The organism is Pseudomonas sp. TNT3 (genome assembly GCF_010095445.2).
Classification (GTDB): domain Bacteria; phylum Pseudomonadota; class Gammaproteobacteria; order Pseudomonadales; family Pseudomonadaceae; genus Aquipseudomonas.
Genome location: NZ_WFGV02000007.1, coordinates 59,109 through 75,962, shown reverse-complemented (window position 1 = coordinate 75,962; position 16,854 = coordinate 59,109). Strand labels below are relative to the sequence as shown.

The window sequence follows — 16,854 nt, the reverse complement described above, 5'->3', positions numbered from 1 at the left end:
GGCTCATAACGCGTCGTGAAAGATGATGCCCAAGGTGTGCCGCTTTCCAGTGTGCAGACGACTCACGCCATGGCGCAGGGTAACGCGGTAGTAACCGCGGATGCCTTTGACCGGACGTTGATTGACCGCAAAGATGACCCCGTCGCCTTTTCTCAGGCTGATGACTTGCGGGCGCGACTGCATTCGTGGGCGCTGTTCGGTCAGCACAAATTCGCCTCCTGTGAAGTCTTCATCCGGTTCTGACAGAAGAATCGCCACTTGCAGCGGGAAAACATGTTCACCGTACAAATCCTGATGCAGGCAGTTGTAGTCTTGAGGACCGTACTGCAGCAATAAGGGGGTCGGACGTTCCTGACCAGCGGCATGGCAGCGCTGAATAAACGCTTCATGTTGATCGGGGAATCGGGTGGGCAGGTCCATACATTCGTACCAGCGATTGGCGATCGCCACCAGACGAGAGTAGAGCGCGCGACGCAAGCGGCTGACGAGTTCAGGCAGTGGATACTTGAAGTACTTGTACTCGCCACGGCCAAAGCCATGGCGAGCCATCATGACTTGAGAGCGGAATGGCTCGAATTGCGAATACATCGCGCTGATATCCGCGCAATCCTCATCGCTCAACAACGACTTGATGACGGCGCAGCCATCCTGGTCGAGTTGCTGTTGCAGACCGTCCCAGTCGAATCCATCGAGCGAACGCTCATCAAACATGTCCTGACTCCTTAACGCAGGGTTAAAGGTGGCAGTCTGGGACGGGCTTGCGGCGGAATCACTCCGGCGCTTGCGGTCGAACTCTGGCAGGCGCCGGTCGCATTGCTCCTACAGCGCTTTGCTCACGCTAATTTCGCTGATCACGTCGTCGCCTTGGCCGTGAATCACATCCAGCGCAGCCTTGGCTTCTTCTGTCGTGCCGTTTTCGAGCTGTGCAAACTCGAATCGACGTTCGCCGTTGAGTTTGTATTTGATGACGTATTTGGTCGTTTGGGCCACGGTCATTCCTGCTGTCTTCATGTAGGAGCGTTACTCAACTCAGTTTCGAGTTGGAGCGGCGGATGATCTTGATCGAATGTGTCAGGGTCGGTTTGCGGGTCACGCTGATAGCCCGGTTGCTGACCGTGTCGATCGTGATGTTCCAGAAACCGGTACTCGGTGCAGTAATTCGCGCCGGGAAAGTGTCAAACGCTCCGCCGTGATACGTATGACGGCCACCATTTTTGAAGCTGCGAAAGTTGGCGTCGTTCATCAAGCGGATGTTGCAGGTTTGGGAGCATTGAATGACGACGATGTCGTCTTCGTTGAGGTGCTCGCGCTGGTGGATAAATTTCATGAGGCGCCTCCAGAAGGGCTTTTTCTACAAAATCAAAACGATAGCTTGGGCGATGGGCGCAGTTTATCAGCCCGAACAGGTTATTATCCGGCCGCCGTGGTCCACTTTGACAATTAAACCGGTTATTTGGAGATCCATGAGCGATAAACGCAGTGAGCTTCGGAGAAAAACGGCATTTGTGCTGTCGGAGGCTCTTTATCGGAGGTTTTGTATGAAGTGGGGTGTGTTGGTTTTGCCATTGGCGTTGTCGATCGGTGGTTGCGCAAGTGTTTCGGAGATCAATGAAACGTTGCCGACCATGAGCGTGATCTCAGGCAAGAAGCCCCAGGAGTATGCGCAGTGCCTGACCGAGAAGCTGGCCAGTAGCCGGGGCGCTCTGCAAATCGAACCGCACAAGGACGGTGTCCGAGTGATCGTTCCGCAAAAGCTGACCTCTGGGCCGGCCGCGGTGTTTGATATCGAAGATCGCTCAACGGGCAGCAGCATCAAGCTGCACGAGCGCATTTCCAATGTGCCGTTGCGCCCATGGGATGTTCGAAATGCCGCCACGGCCTGCATATCGGGCTGATAAACTACAGTCCGCACGCATAGATGCCGTCAAAGCAACGCTTTGGCGGCATTGTCATTTCTGGAGTCGAGTAATGAAAAGAGAGCAGGTACGGGAACGTCATGCAGAGGGCCTGATTTCTGCCACGCATGTGATTCAGAACCCGGCCAATTCAGGGGAGTGGATCGTTTTTTTCAAGAAAAGCGAGGGGCGTAGCTACTTTCTGGTCGATGAAAACGACGAAGTCGAATCCTTCAGTCGTCTCGACGATTTGATCGAGACCGTTCGAGGTCTCGGAATCAAATTCGCCGAAATCCACATGTAGGGCAGGGGCCTTACTTGCACACCACCACGACACTGCGGTTTTTGAAGTTGCCGACATCGACGCCTAAGGTCTTGTCGCTTTCCTTGAGTGAGGGTGTGCCGTCAGTGCCTACGATTCGATAGCCGGTACCGGCGCACGATGCATCGGCTTTCTCGTAACACGTTGCCCAGGAATTGGCTTCCCCGGAGCAATCGATCGCAAGCCCTTGTTCCCCGTTGTTCAGGTAGGTTGTTTCGGATGTTGCGCAGCCGCCAAGGGCCAATAGTGCGATCAGGGGTAAGAATTTATTCATGTCGTTGTCGTCGTCAGGATAATGGGGCTAAGCCTGTGACAGCGCTGGCATCAAAAGGTTATAGCGAAAGGCCACTTCGTTGCGGATCATCACAAAAAAGCCCTGCACAGTGCAGGGCTTCTGTCACGAATAAGTTCAAATCAGGTCTTGTCTTTACCGCGTCGCTTGGTGGGCGGGTGTTCGAGTTGCAACACTGATGCCACTTCAATCGCGCTGGCTTCGGTCGGGAACGGCCCGGCAATACTCTCGCCATTAGCGCCAGCCACCCACCATTGTCCGTCCTTCGCCTGATTGATCAGGAACCCGTTGACGCTTTTTGCTTCCGACATCTATCTGCCTCGTTGGCTTGGTTCAATACGCAATGATAGCGCCAAATGCCCTCAGGCGGTGCCGATCGGCGTATGGTGATCCGACGCCTGCCCGATTGCCGGTACAGGCAGGACGGACGATCTCTGCTATCTATAGGAGCCGGCGCGATCTACAAAACCGGTTTGCGGAACTATCCGACAGAATATTTCTCTATGATGGCATCGGTTAGCCAGCGCGGGGCATTGTAAGGTGCCCGCCGCCTGATTAGACTGCGCCGAAACTCGTACACACAGCCCTTACAAGGACTTTTATGATCAAGAAATGCTTGTTCCCAGCAGCCGGTTACGGTACTCGCTTCCTGCCAGCGACTAAAGCCATGCCCAAAGAAATGCTGCCGGTGGTAAACAAGCCACTGATCCAGTACGGCGTTGAAGAAGCCCTGGACGCTGGGTTGACCGAAATTTCCATCGTGACCGGTCGCGGCAAACGCGCACTGGAAGACCACTTCGATATCAGCTACGAGCTGGAAAACCAGATCAAAGGCACCGACAAGGAAAAGTACCTGGTCGGTATCCGCAAGCTGCTCGACAACTGCTCGTTCTCCTACACCCGCCAGACCGAAATGAAAGGCCTGGGCCACGCCATCCTGACCGGTCGTCCGCTGATCGGCGACGAACCGTTCGCCGTGGTGCTTGCGGATGACTTGTGCGTCAACCTTGAAGGTGACGGCGTGCTGACCCAGATGGTCAAGCTGTACAAACAGTTCCGTTGCTCGATCGTCGCCATCCAGGAAGTCGATCCGCAAGAGACTCACAAGTACGGTGTGATTGCCGGCGAGATGATCCGCGACGACATCTACCGCGTTCACAGCATGGTTGAAAAACCAAAGCCTGAAGACGCGCCGTCGAACCTGGCCATTATCGGTCGCTACATCCTGACGCCGGACATCTTCGACCTGATCGAGCAGACCGAGCCAGGCAAGGGCGGTGAAATCCAGATCACCGACGCGCTGATGAAACAGGCGCAGAACGGCTGTGTGATGGCCTACAAGTTCAAAGGCAAGCGTTTCGACTGTGGTGGCGCTGAAGGCTACATCGACGCGACCAACTTCTGCTTCGAGAACTTCTACAAGACTGGCAAGGCCTACTAATAGCGCCTGACCTGCTTGTATTGAAAAAGCCACCTTCGGGTGGCTTTTTCTTGCCCGGTGGTTACGGAATTTCCTCAAAGATCACGCTTATCCCTGTAGCAGCTGCCGAGCCTGCGAGGCTGCGTCCGGCTGCGCAGCAGTCGAAAAACCTGCGTGCAAGGTGCATCTGCTGGACCGCGATGTCTGATTTTACGACTGCTGCGCAGCCGGACGCAGCCTCGCAGGCTCGGCAGCTGCTACAGGGGGCTGTGTTTGGTGGGGTGGGTTCGTTCCAAAATCGTGTATTGCGCTTGCCCGCCCGGCGTCTGCGGGTATGCTGTTGGCCTGCCTAGGAGATTGAGATGGCCTACGATTTTGACCTTTATGTAATTGGTGCCGGTTCCGGCGGTGTGCGTGCTGCGCGTTTTGCGGCGGGATTTGGCGCGAAAGTGGCAGTGGCTGAAAGCCGCTATCTGGGTGGCACCTGTGTAAACGTCGGCTGTGTGCCGAAGAAATTGCTGGTCTACGGCGCGCATTTTGCCGATGACTTCGAGCAATCGTCCGGATTTGGCTGGACACTGGGCGAGGCTGATTTCGATTGGGCGACGCTGATCGCCAACAAGGATCGCGAGATCAACCGCCTGAACGGGATTTACCGCAACCTGCTGGTAAACAGTGGCGTGACCTTGCATGAAGGCCACGCCAAGATCGTCGATCCCCATACCGTCGAGATCAATGGCGCGCGCCATACCGCAAAAAACATCCTGATTGCCACCGGTGGCTGGCCGCAGATCCCGGAAATCCCAGGGCATGAACATGCGATCAGCTCCAATCAGGCGTTCTTCCTGAAAGAGTTGCCCAAGCGTGTACTGGTCGTCGGTGGCGGGTACATCGCGGTTGAATTTGCCGGGATTTTCCAGGGGCTGGGCGCCGAGACGACATTGCTGTATCGCGGCGATCTGTTCTTACGCGGTTTCGACGGTTCGGTGCGCAAGCATTTGCAGGAAGAGCTGACCAAGCGCGGCATGAATCTGCAATTCAACGCCGACATCGAGCGTATCGACAAGCAGTCCGACGGCAGCCTGAAAGCGACCCTCAAGGACGGTCGCGAGCTGCACGCCGACTGTATTTTCTACGCTACGGGTCGACGTCCGATGCTGGACAACCTGGGGTTGGAAAACACCGGCGTCAAACTGGACAAGAAAGGCTTTGTCGAAGTCGACGAACAGTATCAGACGGCTGAGCCTTCGATACTGGCGCTGGGCGATGTAATTGGTCGAGTGCAGCTGACCCCCGTCGCACTCGCCGAAGGCATGGCCGTTGCGCGTCGCCTGTTCAAGCCTGAGCACTATCGTCCGGTGGATTACAAAATGATCCCGACGGCAGTGTTCAGCTTGCCGAACATCGGCACTGTCGGTTTGACCGAGGAAGAGGCGCGGGACGCCGGACACGACGTGGTGATCTACGAAAGCCGTTTCCGTCCGATGAAACTGACCCTGACCGAATGCCAGGAGCGCACCCTGATGAAACTGGTGGTGGATGCCAAGACCGACAAGGTGCTGGGATGTCACATGGTCGGTCCGGACGCGGGTGAAATCGTCCAGGGCCTGGCAATCGCCCTGAAGGCGGGCGCCACCAAGCGTGACTTCGACGACACCATCGGTGTGCACCCGACTGCCGCCGAAGAGTTCGTCACCATGCGAACGCCTGTCGCGGGTTAATCGGCCTCCGCTGTGGCTGGCGCTGTCGCAACGACAGCCGCCAGTCGCACGCGCTCATCGAGACTCGCCTGAGTCTTGAGCAATTCAATCTCCAGCATCTTGTTCGCCTGCGACTGCTCCTCGACGCTCTGTTTGAGTGACTGGCTTTCCAGTAGTGCTGCACGCAAGCGTTCCTGGAGGAGGGTGCGTTCGGTGTCGATCCGGTTGACCTGTTCGAGCAACTGATCCTGCCGGCTGTGCGTTTGCTTGAGCTGTTCCTGCAGCAGGCTCAATTCGCGCAACGTTCCGCGGTTTTCCGTCAGCAGGCGCTCATTGTCGCGGTGCAGCTGGGTGATTTCGTCCTGACGCACCAGTGCGCTTTGCTGCGCCTGACGCAACTCCATCTGCACCTGTTGCACCTGTCCTTCGTGACGTCGCTGCTCCTGCTCGCGTTGCTCTTTGACCGCGTTGCGGTAGTGCTCCAGAGCGTCCCGGGCGTGCAGGTGTTTCTCTTCAAGGGAGCGGATCTGCTCATCCTTGTCTTGCAGCCTTAATTCGAAATCGGCCAGCGCCTGGTTCAGCCCGGCGTTGCGGGTCTGTTCGGTTTGCAGCAGGGCCACGGTGTTCTGCAGCGTGTCCGATTCCTGTGTCAGCGCCAGCGTCTGAATCTCGTACTGATGATGCAGCTCGGTGTTGGCTTCCTGAGCCTGAGCCAGCTGCGCATCCAGCGCGTTCTTTTGCTGTTCGAACTGGGCACGAGCCTGGTCGATGGGCTCCTGGGCCTGTTCCTTGAGGCGCTGCGCAAGGCGAGAAACCAGCGCTGTCAGCTCATCGTCGATGGGTTCGGACGTGGATTCTGTGGGTTCTACGCCGTCATCCAGTTCTTTGAGATAACGGTGAATAGTGGTTTTAGAGCCGGTATTGCCCATCTCGATGCGTACCGCGTCGATGCTGGGATGCTCGCCCCGGGCAAGGATTGCCAGGCGTGCCGTTTGAACCACTGCTTTGTTGATGCCACCGCGAGCCATGCGCTCTCCTACGATTTCGTACTGTGGTACATACCACTAAAAACAGTAGTGTACCACGCTGATTGTAAAGTTAAACAAGGTAAGTTCATGATGCGGGATATACTGGTATTATCCCGTGTCAGCGCATTTTTGACGCGTTTTCACCGCTATTTCCGTACACCCCAACCCCGTAGGAGCAAGCGTTGCTCCCACAGGCTCTGCGCAAGGCCATTTCCATGAGTGATCTCGATCGATACCTGCAAGCCGCCACACGGGACAACACCCGTCGCAGCTATCGCGCGGCCATCGAACACTTTGAGGTCAGTTGGGGTGGCTTCCTGCCTGCGACTGCAGACAGCGTCGCGCGTTATCTGGTGGCGCATGCCGGTGTGTTGTCGATCAATACGTTGAAGCTGCGTTTGTCGGCGCTTGCGCAATGGCACAACAGCCAGGGCTTCGCCGATCCCACCAAGGCGCCTGTCGTGCGCAAAGTGTTCAAGGGCATACGCGCGCTTCATCCGGCTCAGGAGAAACAGGCCGAGCCTTTGCAGTTGCAGCATCTTGAGCAAGTGATTGCCTGGCTGGAGCAGGAAGTGCAGACCGCTAAATCTGAGCACGATCAATCGGCACTGCTTAGGGCCCGACGCGATACGGCGATGATCCTGATGGGCTTCTGGCGTGGCTTTCGCAGCGATGAGCTGTGCCGAATCCAGATCGAGCACGTTCAAGCGAGCGCCGGCACCGGCATCAGCCTTTACCTGCCTCGCACCAAGGGTGACCGCGAAAACCTTGGCAAGACGTACCAAACGCCAGCGCTGCAGCGTTTGTGTCCCGTGCAGGCCTATATCGAGTGGATCACCGAAGCCGCGCTGGTGCGGGGGCCGGTGTTTCGGGGGATTGACCGTTGGGGGCATTTGAGCGAGGCGGGCCTGCACCCTAACAGCGTGATCCCGCTGCTGCGTCAGGCGCTGGAGCGCGCAGGCATTTCTGCCGAGCATTACACTAGCCATTCGCTGCGACGCGGATTTGCTACGTGGGCACATCAGAGCGGATGGGATTTGAAGTCGCTGATGAGTTATGTCGGCTGGAAGGACATGAAGTCAGCCATGCGTTATGTGGAGGCGAGTCCGTTTCCAGGCATGACGCGACTCACGGAAAAACCGTTGGCACTCTGACGCTGCATATCACCCTGAAGCAGCTGTCGATCCTGGCTCTTGTGGTGAGGGGATTCAGCGAAACGTCGCACCGCCTCGTTGATTTGCGCAGCAACCCCGAATTCCGGTTATCAGGTGAATCAGGCATATCGCGCGCACTGGTTTTGCGACGACTACGTCGCCGAACGGGGATAAATCCCCTCGCCACAAGTGCTCAGCTCCAGGCTCCAGGCTCCTGGCTCCTGGCTCCTGGCTCTTGGCTCTTAGCGCTCACCGAACCCCGCTAGATACCCATTTCTTCTATTAATACAGTCGGCTAATAGCCAAAACCAATCAGCAGCATGAGCTTTGCCAATGAGCCATCGGGGAATTGAATAGGTAGGATTCATTCCATCAACTTTTCAACCCCTGACGGAGAGTCACCGATGCCTATCATCAACAGCCAAGTAAAACCATTCAAAGCTGACGCATTCAAAAACGGCGACTTCGTAAAAGTGTCGGACGCTGACCTGAAAGGCAAATGGTCTGTCGTGTTCTTCTACCCAGCCGACTTCACTTTTGTTTGCCCGACCGAGCTGGAAGACCTGGCTGATAACTACGACGCATTCCAGAAGCTGGGCGTCGAGATCTACAGCGTTTCCACCGACACCCATTTTGCCCACGCTGCCTGGCACAACACGTCGCCAGCCATTGGCAAAATCCAGTACACCATGATCGGCGACCCGACCCACGCCATCTCCCGCAACTTCGACGTACTGATCGAAGACGCCGGTCTGGCTGACCGTGGCACTTTCGTGATCAACCCTGAAGGCCAGATCAAAATCGTCGAGCTGAACGACGGCGGTGTGGGTCGTGACGCTTCCGAACTGCTGCGCAAAATCAAGGCTGCCCAGTACGTCGCTGCTCACCCAGGCCAGGTTTGCCCAGCCAAGTGGAAAGAAGGCGAGGCCACTTTGGCTCCGTCTTTGGACCTGGTCGGCAAGATCTAAGTCTGTGACACGCACTATCAGGGCGGTATCCCGCACCTAAGTAAGCTGCACCGCCCTCAAAAACGCCCGGGCGAGATTCGCTCGGGCGTTTTTTTTTACGAATTCAAAAAAGGAAATCGCCCGTATGTTGGACGCCAATTTAAAAGCCCAGTTGAAGTCATACCTGGAACGGGTCACCCAGCCGATCGAGATCGTTGCCTCCCTCGACGACGGTGCGAAATCCCGTGAAATGCTCGAACTCTTGAAAGACGTTGCCAGTCTTTCCACACAGATTACGTTGCTCGACAACGGTGACGATGCGCGCAAACCATCGTTCTCGATCAACCGCCCGGGTGCCGATATCAGCCTGCGTTTCGCCGGCATCCCCATGGGCCACGAATTCACCTCGTTGGTGCTGGCCCTGCTGCAAGTGGGTGGCCACCCCTCGAAAGCCAGCGCTGAAGTGATCGAACAGATCCGTTCCATCAAGGGCGAGTTCAGCTTCGAGACGTACTTCTCGCTGTCCTGCCAGAACTGCCCGGACGTGGTCCAGGCGCTGAACCTGATGGCGGTGCTGAACCCGAACATCCGTCACGTTGCCATCGACGGCGCGCTGTTCCAGGCTGAAGTCGATGAGCGCCAGATCATGGCGGTACCAAGTATCTACCTCAACGGGGTAAATTTCGGTCAGGGCCGCATGGGCCTGGAAGAAATCCTCGCCAAAATCGACACCAGCGGTATCGAGCGTCAGGCGGAAAAAATCAGCGCCAAAGAAGCCTTCGATGTGCTCGTGGTCGGCGGTGGCCCTGCCGGTGCTTCGGCCGCGATTTACGCTGCCCGTAAAGGCATTCGAACCGGTGTTGCGGCGGAGCGTTTTGGTGGGCAGGTGCTGGACACCATGGCCATCGAAAACTTCATTTCCGTACAGGAAACCGAAGGGCCGAAACTGGCCGTGGCGCTGGAAGAACACGTCAAGCAATACGACGTCGACATCATGAACCTGCAGCGTGCCGACAAGCTGGTGCCGGGCAAGCATGGCGAACTGCACGAAGTCCACTTCGCCAGCGGTGCGTCGCTGAAAGCGCGGACCGTGATTCTGGCGACCGGTGCGCGGTGGCGTGAAATGAACGTCCCGGGTGAGCAGCAGTACCGTAATAAAGGCGTGGCGTACTGCCCGCACTGTGACGGTCCGCTGTTCAAGGGCAAGCGCGTGGCAGTGATTGGCGGCGGTAACTCCGGCGTCGAAGCGGCCATCGATCTGGCGGGTATTGTCGCTCACGTGACCTTGCTTGAGTTCGACGTGCAACTGCGCGCCGACGCCGTCCTGCAGCGCAAATTGCACAGCCTGTCCAACGTGACGGTGATCACCAGTGCGCAAACCACGGAAGTGACCGGTGACGGTCAGAAGGTCAATGGCTTGCGTTACAAGGATCGTCAAACTGACGAATTGCGAGCGGTAGAACTGGAAGGCATCTTCGTGCAGATCGGTCTGTTACCGAACACCGATTGGCTCAAGGGCACCATCGAGCTGTCGCCACGTGGCGAGATCATTGTTGATGCGCGAGGCGAGACATCGATGCCGGGTGTGTTTGCTGCGGGAGACGTGACCACGGTGCCGTACAAGCAGATCGTGATTGCAGTGGGCGAGGGTGCCAAGGCTTCGCTTAGCGCGTTCGATCACTTGATCCGCACGTCGGCCCCGGCGTAAACACCGAGGCTGAAAAAACAAAAACCCCATGAGCGATCATGGGGTTTTTTTTAGATCAAAAGATCGCAGGCTTCGCCAGCTCCTACAAAAACCAGGTCCGGCTCGACCCTGTAGGAGCTGGCGGAGCCTGCGATCTTTTGATTTCGCTTACATAGGCGCTGGCTGAATGATCTCGACCCAGTAAGCATCCGGGTCCTTGATGAACGCCAGGCTCTTCATGCGGCCGTCGTTCAGGCGCTTCTGGAAATCGCAACCCAGCGCTTCAAAACGCTCGCAGGCAGCCACGATATCCGGAACCGAAATGCAGATATGGCCAAACCCACGTGGGTCGGTGTTGCCGTTGTGGTAAGCGAAATCTGCGTCGTTCTCGGTGCCGTGGTTGTGCGTCAGTTCCAGAATGCCAGGAATCGACTTCATCCATTCGGTGCGCGCGGCAGCGTCGGCAGGGATCTGGTTTTTATCGACCAGTGCCAGGAAGTACAGGCTGAATTCGGCGTCCGGGAAGTCGCGCTTTTCAACCAGCGAGAAACCCAGGATGCGGGTGTAGAAATCCAGCGACTTGGTGATGTCCTTTACCCGCAACATGGTGTGGTTGAAGACGAACTTCTGGGTCGCGGAATCAGGTTGGGCGGTGACGCCAGGGAAGGTGTTCAATTCGTGCAGGCTCATGGGCCCTCCGGTAAATAAGTGGGGCTAACGAATGGCAGCAATGATACGCAAGGCTTGGGACATCACCAAACCCAATGCATCCGCTATTGCCTGACGGGCGGGCGCAGCTCAGACTTTACCGCTCCACCCCTGAGTGTTTAGCGTAATGTCCCGATTTCGTGTATCGACCCTCGTCTTGATTGGCTCACTGTCTGCCGTGACCTGTGTTCACGCGCAGACACCGGTGATCACCTGGCCAATCGGTTGGGAAATCGAAGCCATCGTGCCCGACGACGCAACGTCCAAGGTTTCGCGCCAGCGTGCAGTGAAAAACGATCAGGACGGGTCACCGACACTGGTCATGGAGTTGACCATGACGCAGGTGGAAAGCGGGCATCAAGTCAACCTTGAGGGGGTGTTGCTGGAGATGCGCAAAGCCGTCCAGAAAGACTTCTTCCAGAGCGGTTATCAAAGTGTTTGCAACAAGATTCACGAGACGCGCTTGAGCCGTTTAGCGGCATTGGAAACCACCTGCACCATCACACAAAACGGGCGGCATGTGCTGTCACAAACATTGGTTGCCGCGGTGGATGGCGATAAGGCCTATGTACTTTCGTATGCGGGACAGGCGCAGATTTATAAGGCGAGCCAGGAAGAAATAGCGGCGGCCCGCAACAGTTTGCAACTTTAACCGAAGGGGCAACGCGTGACGCGATCGATGATGTTTGGATGCCCAAAAGGATTAAGCCGAAAGTTAGTCGGGCGCTACCGATTTAACATTCTTTAGTCCATGTCTTTTAGTGTGCCCATGAAAAAGCCCTGCAGGGCAGGGCTTTGTTTTATCACGGAGATGCTTTAACCGCGCAGCCAGGCGTCAACGGTGTCGGCACCGTATTGTTCCTTCCATGCTTTCAGGCCGCGGTGGTTGCCGCCCTTGGTCTCGATCAGCTCACCGGTGTGCGGGTTCTGATAAACCTTGACCACGCGTGCGCGGCGGGTTTTAGGTGCCGAGGCCTGTTGCAGGCCGGATCTTGCCGGGTTCGGATCGAGAATGGCGATGATGTCGCGCAGGCTTTTGCCGTAAGTTTTCATCAGTCCCTGAAGCTTCTCTTCGAATTCGATTTCTTTCTTGAGCCCGGCGTCATTCTTCAGTGATTCCAGCTGTTTGAGCTGCTCTTGAAGGGCCTTTTCAGCTGCACGAAATTCAGCGAGTCTGGACAAAATCTATACTCCAATAGTGTGTTTGGCTAATACCTACCGCAAACAAAGCTATAAGCCAAGAGCCTTGAAGCGACCCGGTGATAGTGGCTCGCCCTGCCAATTTTGCACAGGCAACAAAAAGTGTAGTAGTTAATGCGCCAAGAGTAAATCATGATATTTTCTTCATGTAACAACAGTGAATGTCTGAAACATTTTGGTGCATTGTCTCGTCGGGTGTATTTAAGCTGCTAGTTAATGGTCACTTAATTTAATAATGAACTGCTCGCCAGGCATCGGCCGGCCGAACAGATAACCCTGCAAATAGTTCACGCCGTGAGCAGTCAGGTAATCACTTTGCTCCTCGGTTTCCACGCCCTCGGCAACGATGCTCAGGTCGAGCTTGACCGAGAGCTCGATAATGCTGTCGAGGATGTGCCGGGACAGGGCATCGGCGCCAATCATGGCGACAAAACTCTGGTCGATTTTCAGAAAGTCCACGTTGAATTCGCGCAGGTAACCGAGGCTCGAGTGGCCGGTACCAAAGTCGTCGATGGCGATCATCACGCCAAGCGCGTGAAGTTGTTCGAACAGTTGATGGGTGATGGCCGTGGGCTCGATCAGCTCACGTTCGGTCAGCTCAAGTACCAGGCTGATGGACTCCGGCGCGAAGTTGGCCAGGAACTCGCGACAATCCTCAACCAGTTGCAAGTCCTTGCAGTGCCGGGCGGTGATATTGATGCCGATATGGAACGGCGCCTCGAACGATCCTGACAGCGGCGCCAATAGCGCTGCAGTTTGGCGCATCAGTGAGCGGGTCATCGGCACGATCAGCCCGGAGTGCTCGGCGAACGGGATGAACAAATCGGGTCGTACCAAGCCTTCCTTCGGATGGTTCCAGCGCATCAACACTTCGGCGCCGGACCACTTCTTGTTGTCGCCAAGAACCACCGGTTGAAAATAAGGAATGAACTCCGCGGCTTCCAGCGCGCGTTGCATTTCAACGCTGGGCGATGTCGAGCGCTTTTGCAGAACATGTCCGATCAGCCCGGACACAACGCCGAAAAAAATCAGCAAACTGAACAGCGGCGGGTACTCACTGAGCATGTATCGCCAGGTCTCACCTTCAGGAAACCCCGCCGCCACGGTGAAGGCATAGCGGGAGGAGTTCAGCGTGGTTTGCGCCACCGGTATAACGGGAAGAGGACCTGCGTGGTATTTCCCGTCAGGCGACAGCCAGTTCGATCCGACCTGTAACAGCAGTATCGTCTTGCGGCCGATCAATCGCAGTACGTTGCTCAGGTGATAGCCGTCCAGGGTGCTCAGTGCACCGCGCTGCCCGTCGCTGAGCCGATACACCAGCAGCGCAGTGCCGGGGGTGACCGGGTTGCCGTTCATGAGCCACAGTTTGCCTTCGGTGTAATCGCCGGGGTCGATTTGTTCGTTGATCTCCCCGAACAGCGAACTGCAATAAAGCGTGTTGTCCTTTACCAGATTGGTCGAGCGCACAAACGGACGGCGTGTGACCTGTTCGCGTAATGCCAGCGTGACGCTTTTGCAGGGTTGGCCAGCCAGCGGCAGCAATACCTGCGCGGCCTGGGCGGTGTTGTCGAGCATCAGATCAAATTGGCGGACGGATTCTTAGGCCGTCAATGCGGCACTTTGCTCCAGTACGCGCTGCGCCTGCATATAGAGCATGGCGCTCCCCAACAGCACCGGAAGCACACCACTGAGCAGGGTCACCGCAATCCGGGCACCGCGTTTACGACGGGTTCTGACAGTCAATGGCATTTGTGAAACCTGGACGATGGAAGAGGGCTCTCAAATGCGGGCAAGGCGACGACACATTTCCCTGAAGAGTTCAGCTAAGGCCCATGATAGTTGGCCTTTTCCGCTTTTGCCGGAGAACGTCATGCCATTTTCCAATGTAACAAACCCCTTGCACACCCGGCGCGAAAGGGGATTTGATAGAGAAGGCGGACAAATATGTTTACGCTGTGTAGAATCCGGTTACGCATATAAGAATAATCGTCTTCTGGCAGCAGAAGCCTCGCCCGCATCAGCCTTGGGTCGACAATGAAGAGTTTTGGGTTCCAATTGATCTACGGTGACTTCCTCGCCCGCAGCGTGCGGGGCATCTCCTGCGCGCCACCCGCCGGTCTCAGCATTGCTAGCAACTAACATTTGTTAATTTCAGCTGTTAATTCTAAAAGCATGATGAGGCGCCAACCATGGCAGATTTATACGAAAACCCAATGGGCCTGATGGGCTTCGAGTTCATCGAATTCGCATCGCCAACCCCGAATACCCTGGAGCCGATCTTCGAGATCATGGGCTTCACCAAGGTTGCGACCCACCGCTCCAAAGACGTGCACCTGTACCGCCAGGGCGCGATCAATCTGATCCTCAACAACGAACCTCATAGCGTGGCTTCCTACTTCGCGGCCGAACATGGCCCGTCGGTATGTGGCATGGCGTTTCGGGTCAAGGATTCGCAAAAGGCCTACAGCCGTGCGCTGGAATTGGGCGCGCAGCCGATTCACATCGAGACCGGTCCGATGGAATTGAACCTCCCCGCGATCAAAGGCATCGGCGGTGCGCCGTTGTACCTGATCGACCGTTTCGGCGAAGGCAGTTCGATCTACGACATCGACTTCGTGTTCATCGAAGGCGTTGACCGCAATCCGGAAGGGGCGGGCCTGAAGATCATCGATCACCTGACCCACAACGTGTATCGCGGTCGCATGGCGTACTGGGCGAACTTCTACGAGAAGCTGTTCAACTTCCGTGAAATTCGTTACTTCGACATCAAGGGCGAATACACCGGCCTGACCTCCAAGGCCATGACCGCGCCGGATGGCATGATCCGCATCCCGTTGAACGAAGAGTCGTCCAAGGGCGCCGGGCAGATCGAAGAGTTCCTGATGCAGTTCAACGGGGAGGGCATCCAGCACGTGGCGTTCCTCAGCGATAACCTGATCGACACCTGGGATCGCCTGAAGAAGATCGGCATGCGCTTCATGACCGCGCCGCCAGAGACGTATTACGAAATGCTTGAAGGCCGTTTGCCAAATCACGGCGAGCCGGTGGATCAGCTGCAAATGCGCGGGATTCTGCTGGACGGTTCGTCCGAGTCGGGTGACAAGCGTCTGTTGCTGCAGATCTTCTCGGAAACCCTGATGGGCCCGGTGTTCTTCGAATTCATCCAGCGCAAAGGCGATGATGGTTTCGGCGAAGGCAACTTCAAGGCGCTGTTCGAATCGATCGAACGTGATCAGGTTCGTCGTGGTGTGTTGTCCACCGACTAACTGAGCTAACGCTATACCTGTGGGAGCTAGCCTGCTGGCGATTGCGGTCTTTCAGCCAACATCAATGTTGAAACTGAAGATGCTCGCTAGCAGGCTAGCTCCCACATTTGTTTTCTTTTGGGCCTAAGGCCGCCGCTGCCGCACCATGTGTTTGAACCCTTCAAACATCAGCACCAGCACCGCCATCCAGATCGGAATGTACGTCAACCATTCCCCGCCCTTGATACTCTCCCCGAGCAGCAAGGCGACCCCGAGCAACAGCACCGGCTCCACATAGCTCAGCAACCCGAACAGGCTGAACGGCAACAGCCGGCTGGCGATGATGTAGACCACCAGTGCCGAAGCACTGATCACCCCGAGCATCGGGATCAGCAGCGACAGCCACGGGTATTGATCGAACACGCCGAAGCCTTGTTCACCGCTCTGCACGAACCATAAAGCCACTGGCAGCGTCAGCGTCATGTCCAGCCACAACCCGCCGAGATTGTCCGTCGCCAGGCGTTTGCGCAGTACGAAATAAGTGGGGTAGCCAATCGCGACCAGCAACGTTGCCCAGGAAAAACCACCGACCTGGTAGACCTCATTGACCACCCCGAGGCAGGCAAAAAATACCGCGATCTTCTGCAGGTACGAGAGGCGTTCGCCATAGGCAATGCGGCCTGTCAGGACCATCGTCAGTGGCAACAGGAAATAGCCCAGCGACACATCAAGGCTGTAGCCATTGAGCGGCGCCCACATGAACAGCCAGAGCTGCACACCCACCAGTGCCGAGGAGGCGATCAGGCCGGCAGCCAGCTTTGGTTGTGCGACGAGACGTTTGAGAAGGCCGACCACATGTTTCCATTCGCCGGAGACCACCATGAACACCGTCATGCACGGCACGGTCAGCAGCATGCGCCAGCCAAAAATCTCCACTCCGCTCAAGGGCGTGAGCAGGGACGTGTAGTAGTACATGACGGCAAACAGCACCGAGGCTGTGACCGATAGAGCGATACCTTTAGACAACTTGTCCTCGCGAGGTTGAACGTGAAACTGGGGGGCGGAGGATACGTGGTTTTGGCGCTAATTATTGACCAACTGATCAACAACCATCGACTGTGTGCTCATTCCCTTGCAGGAGCAAAGCTTGCTCGCGATGAGGCCAGTGCGTCCAACATCACTTCAGGCTGATACACCGCCATCGCGAGCAAGCTCAGATCCCACAGCAAAACTGTGTCCCAATCCAACCCATGCTC

Annotated in this window: 18 protein-coding genes and 1 pseudogene; 9 read left to right on the top strand and 10 right to left on the bottom strand. The window is 56.5% G+C overall.

The annotated features are described in order from the left end of the window. Window positions 1-3: 3 nt before the first annotated feature. From GBC55_RS06640 to GBC55_RS06630, 3 genes are all read right to left on the bottom strand, one after another. Window positions 4-711 (bottom strand): 2OG-Fe(II) oxygenase, encoded by a 708-nt coding sequence (locus GBC55_RS06640; protein ID WP_162436497.1) that lies wholly within the window; start codon window positions 709-711, stop codon window positions 4-6. Between the two features lie 108 nt (window positions 712-819). Continuing rightward, window positions 820-996: a hypothetical protein gene (locus GBC55_RS06635; RefSeq protein WP_178114276.1), complete on the bottom strand. Its 177-nt coding sequence runs from the start codon at window positions 994-996 to the stop codon at window positions 820-822. A 28-nt stretch (window positions 997-1,024) separates the two neighbouring features. Beyond that, on the bottom strand, window positions 1,025-1,327 hold the full coding sequence (locus tag GBC55_RS06630) for a DUF1883 domain-containing protein (protein ID WP_162436496.1): 303 nt from the start codon (window positions 1,325-1,327) through the stop codon (window positions 1,025-1,027). A gap of 211 nt (window positions 1,328-1,538) precedes the next feature. On the opposite strand from GBC55_RS06630, the gene GBC55_RS06625 reads away from it, so the two are divergent. Next, entirely contained in the window at window positions 1,539-1,895 is a 357-nt protein-coding gene (locus GBC55_RS06625) for a hypothetical protein (protein ID WP_162436578.1), read from the top strand. A 73-nt stretch (window positions 1,896-1,968) separates the two neighbouring features. After that, on the top strand, window positions 1,969-2,199 hold the full coding sequence (locus GBC55_RS06620) for a hypothetical protein (RefSeq protein WP_162436495.1): 231 nt from the start codon (window positions 1,969-1,971) through the stop codon (window positions 2,197-2,199). Between the two features lie 10 nt (window positions 2,200-2,209). Here GBC55_RS06620 and GBC55_RS06615 read toward each other — a convergent pair whose 3' ends face one another. Next, window positions 2,210-2,491, bottom strand: coding sequence for a hypothetical protein (locus GBC55_RS06615; protein ID WP_162436494.1), 282 nt, complete (start codon window positions 2,489-2,491; stop codon window positions 2,210-2,212). A 140-nt stretch (window positions 2,492-2,631) separates the two neighbouring features. After that, on the bottom strand, window positions 2,632-2,820 hold the full coding sequence (locus tag GBC55_RS06610; RefSeq protein ID WP_162436493.1) for a hypothetical protein: 189 nt from the start codon (window positions 2,818-2,820) through the stop codon (window positions 2,632-2,634). A gap of 290 nt (window positions 2,821-3,110) precedes the next feature. Between GBC55_RS06610 and galU the strand changes: the two genes are divergently transcribed. Both galU and gorA read left to right on the top strand, forming a co-directional pair. Continuing rightward, window positions 3,111-3,950 (top strand): UTP--glucose-1-phosphate uridylyltransferase GalU, encoded by an 840-nt coding sequence (gene galU / locus GBC55_RS06605; protein WP_010460715.1) that lies wholly within the window; start codon window positions 3,111-3,113, stop codon window positions 3,948-3,950. A gap of 341 nt (window positions 3,951-4,291) precedes the next feature. Beyond that, window positions 4,292-5,650 (top strand): glutathione-disulfide reductase, encoded by a 1,359-nt coding sequence (gene gorA / locus GBC55_RS06600; RefSeq protein WP_162436492.1) that lies wholly within the window; start codon window positions 4,292-4,294, stop codon window positions 5,648-5,650. Here the strand turns inward: gorA and GBC55_RS06595 are convergent. Next, on the bottom strand, window positions 5,647-6,657 hold the full coding sequence (locus tag GBC55_RS06595; RefSeq protein WP_162436491.1) for a DNA-binding protein: 1,011 nt from the start codon (window positions 6,655-6,657) through the stop codon (window positions 5,647-5,649). The genes gorA and GBC55_RS06595 overlap by 4 nt on opposite strands. A gap of 215 nt (window positions 6,658-6,872) precedes the next feature. On the opposite strand from GBC55_RS06595, the gene GBC55_RS06590 reads away from it, so the two are divergent. The 3 genes from GBC55_RS06590 to ahpF all read left to right on the top strand — a co-directional run bounded on the left by GBC55_RS06590 (window position 6,873) and on the right by ahpF (window position 10,466). Then, window positions 6,873-7,811 carry a site-specific integrase gene (locus GBC55_RS06590; protein ID WP_162436490.1) on the top strand — a complete coding sequence of 313 codons (939 nt, stop codon included), beginning with the start codon at window positions 6,873-6,875 and terminating at the stop codon, window positions 7,809-7,811. Window positions 7,812-8,215: 404 nt separating this feature from the next. After that, a complete protein-coding gene (ahpC, locus tag GBC55_RS06585) occupies window positions 8,216-8,779 on the top strand; it encodes an alkyl hydroperoxide reductase subunit C (protein ID WP_010460707.1) in 564 nt (187 codons plus the stop codon). Window positions 8,780-8,903: 124 nt separating this feature from the next. Next, the gene (gene ahpF, locus GBC55_RS06580; protein WP_162436489.1) at window positions 8,904-10,466 is read left to right on the top strand and encodes an alkyl hydroperoxide reductase subunit F; all 1,563 of its coding nucleotides are present in this window, start codon (window positions 8,904-8,906) and stop codon (window positions 10,464-10,466) included. Between the two features lie 147 nt (window positions 10,467-10,613). Here ahpF and gloA read toward each other — a convergent pair whose 3' ends face one another. Beyond that, complete coding sequence (gene gloA / locus GBC55_RS06575) at window positions 10,614-11,135, bottom strand: lactoylglutathione lyase (protein ID WP_162436488.1); 522 nt, start codon at window positions 11,133-11,135, stop codon at window positions 10,614-10,616. A 145-nt stretch (window positions 11,136-11,280) separates the two neighbouring features. On the opposite strand from gloA, the gene GBC55_RS06570 reads away from it, so the two are divergent. Continuing rightward, a complete protein-coding gene (locus GBC55_RS06570) occupies window positions 11,281-11,805 on the top strand; it encodes a DUF4946 domain-containing protein (RefSeq protein WP_162436487.1) in 525 nt (174 codons plus the stop codon). A gap of 164 nt (window positions 11,806-11,969) precedes the next feature. Here GBC55_RS06570 and GBC55_RS06565 read toward each other — a convergent pair whose 3' ends face one another. After that, window positions 11,970-12,335, bottom strand: coding sequence for a histone-like nucleoid-structuring protein, MvaT/MvaU family (locus GBC55_RS06565; RefSeq protein ID WP_162436486.1), 366 nt, complete (start codon window positions 12,333-12,335; stop codon window positions 11,970-11,972). A gap of 231 nt (window positions 12,336-12,566) precedes the next feature. Next, a pseudogene (locus GBC55_RS06560) lies at window positions 12,567-14,102 on the bottom strand (EAL domain-containing protein). Window positions 14,103-14,542: 440 nt separating this feature from the next. Between GBC55_RS06560 and hppD the strand changes: the two are divergent. Next, window positions 14,543-15,619 (top strand): 4-hydroxyphenylpyruvate dioxygenase, encoded by a 1,077-nt coding sequence (gene hppD / locus GBC55_RS06555; protein ID WP_162436485.1) that lies wholly within the window; start codon window positions 14,543-14,545, stop codon window positions 15,617-15,619. A 123-nt stretch (window positions 15,620-15,742) separates the two neighbouring features. Here the strand turns inward: hppD and rarD are convergent, their stop codons facing one another. Further along, window positions 15,743-16,624: an EamA family transporter RarD gene (gene rarD / locus GBC55_RS06550; RefSeq protein WP_162436484.1), complete on the bottom strand. Its 882-nt coding sequence runs from the start codon at window positions 16,622-16,624 to the stop codon at window positions 15,743-15,745. Between the last annotated feature and the right edge of the window lie 230 nt (window positions 16,625-16,854).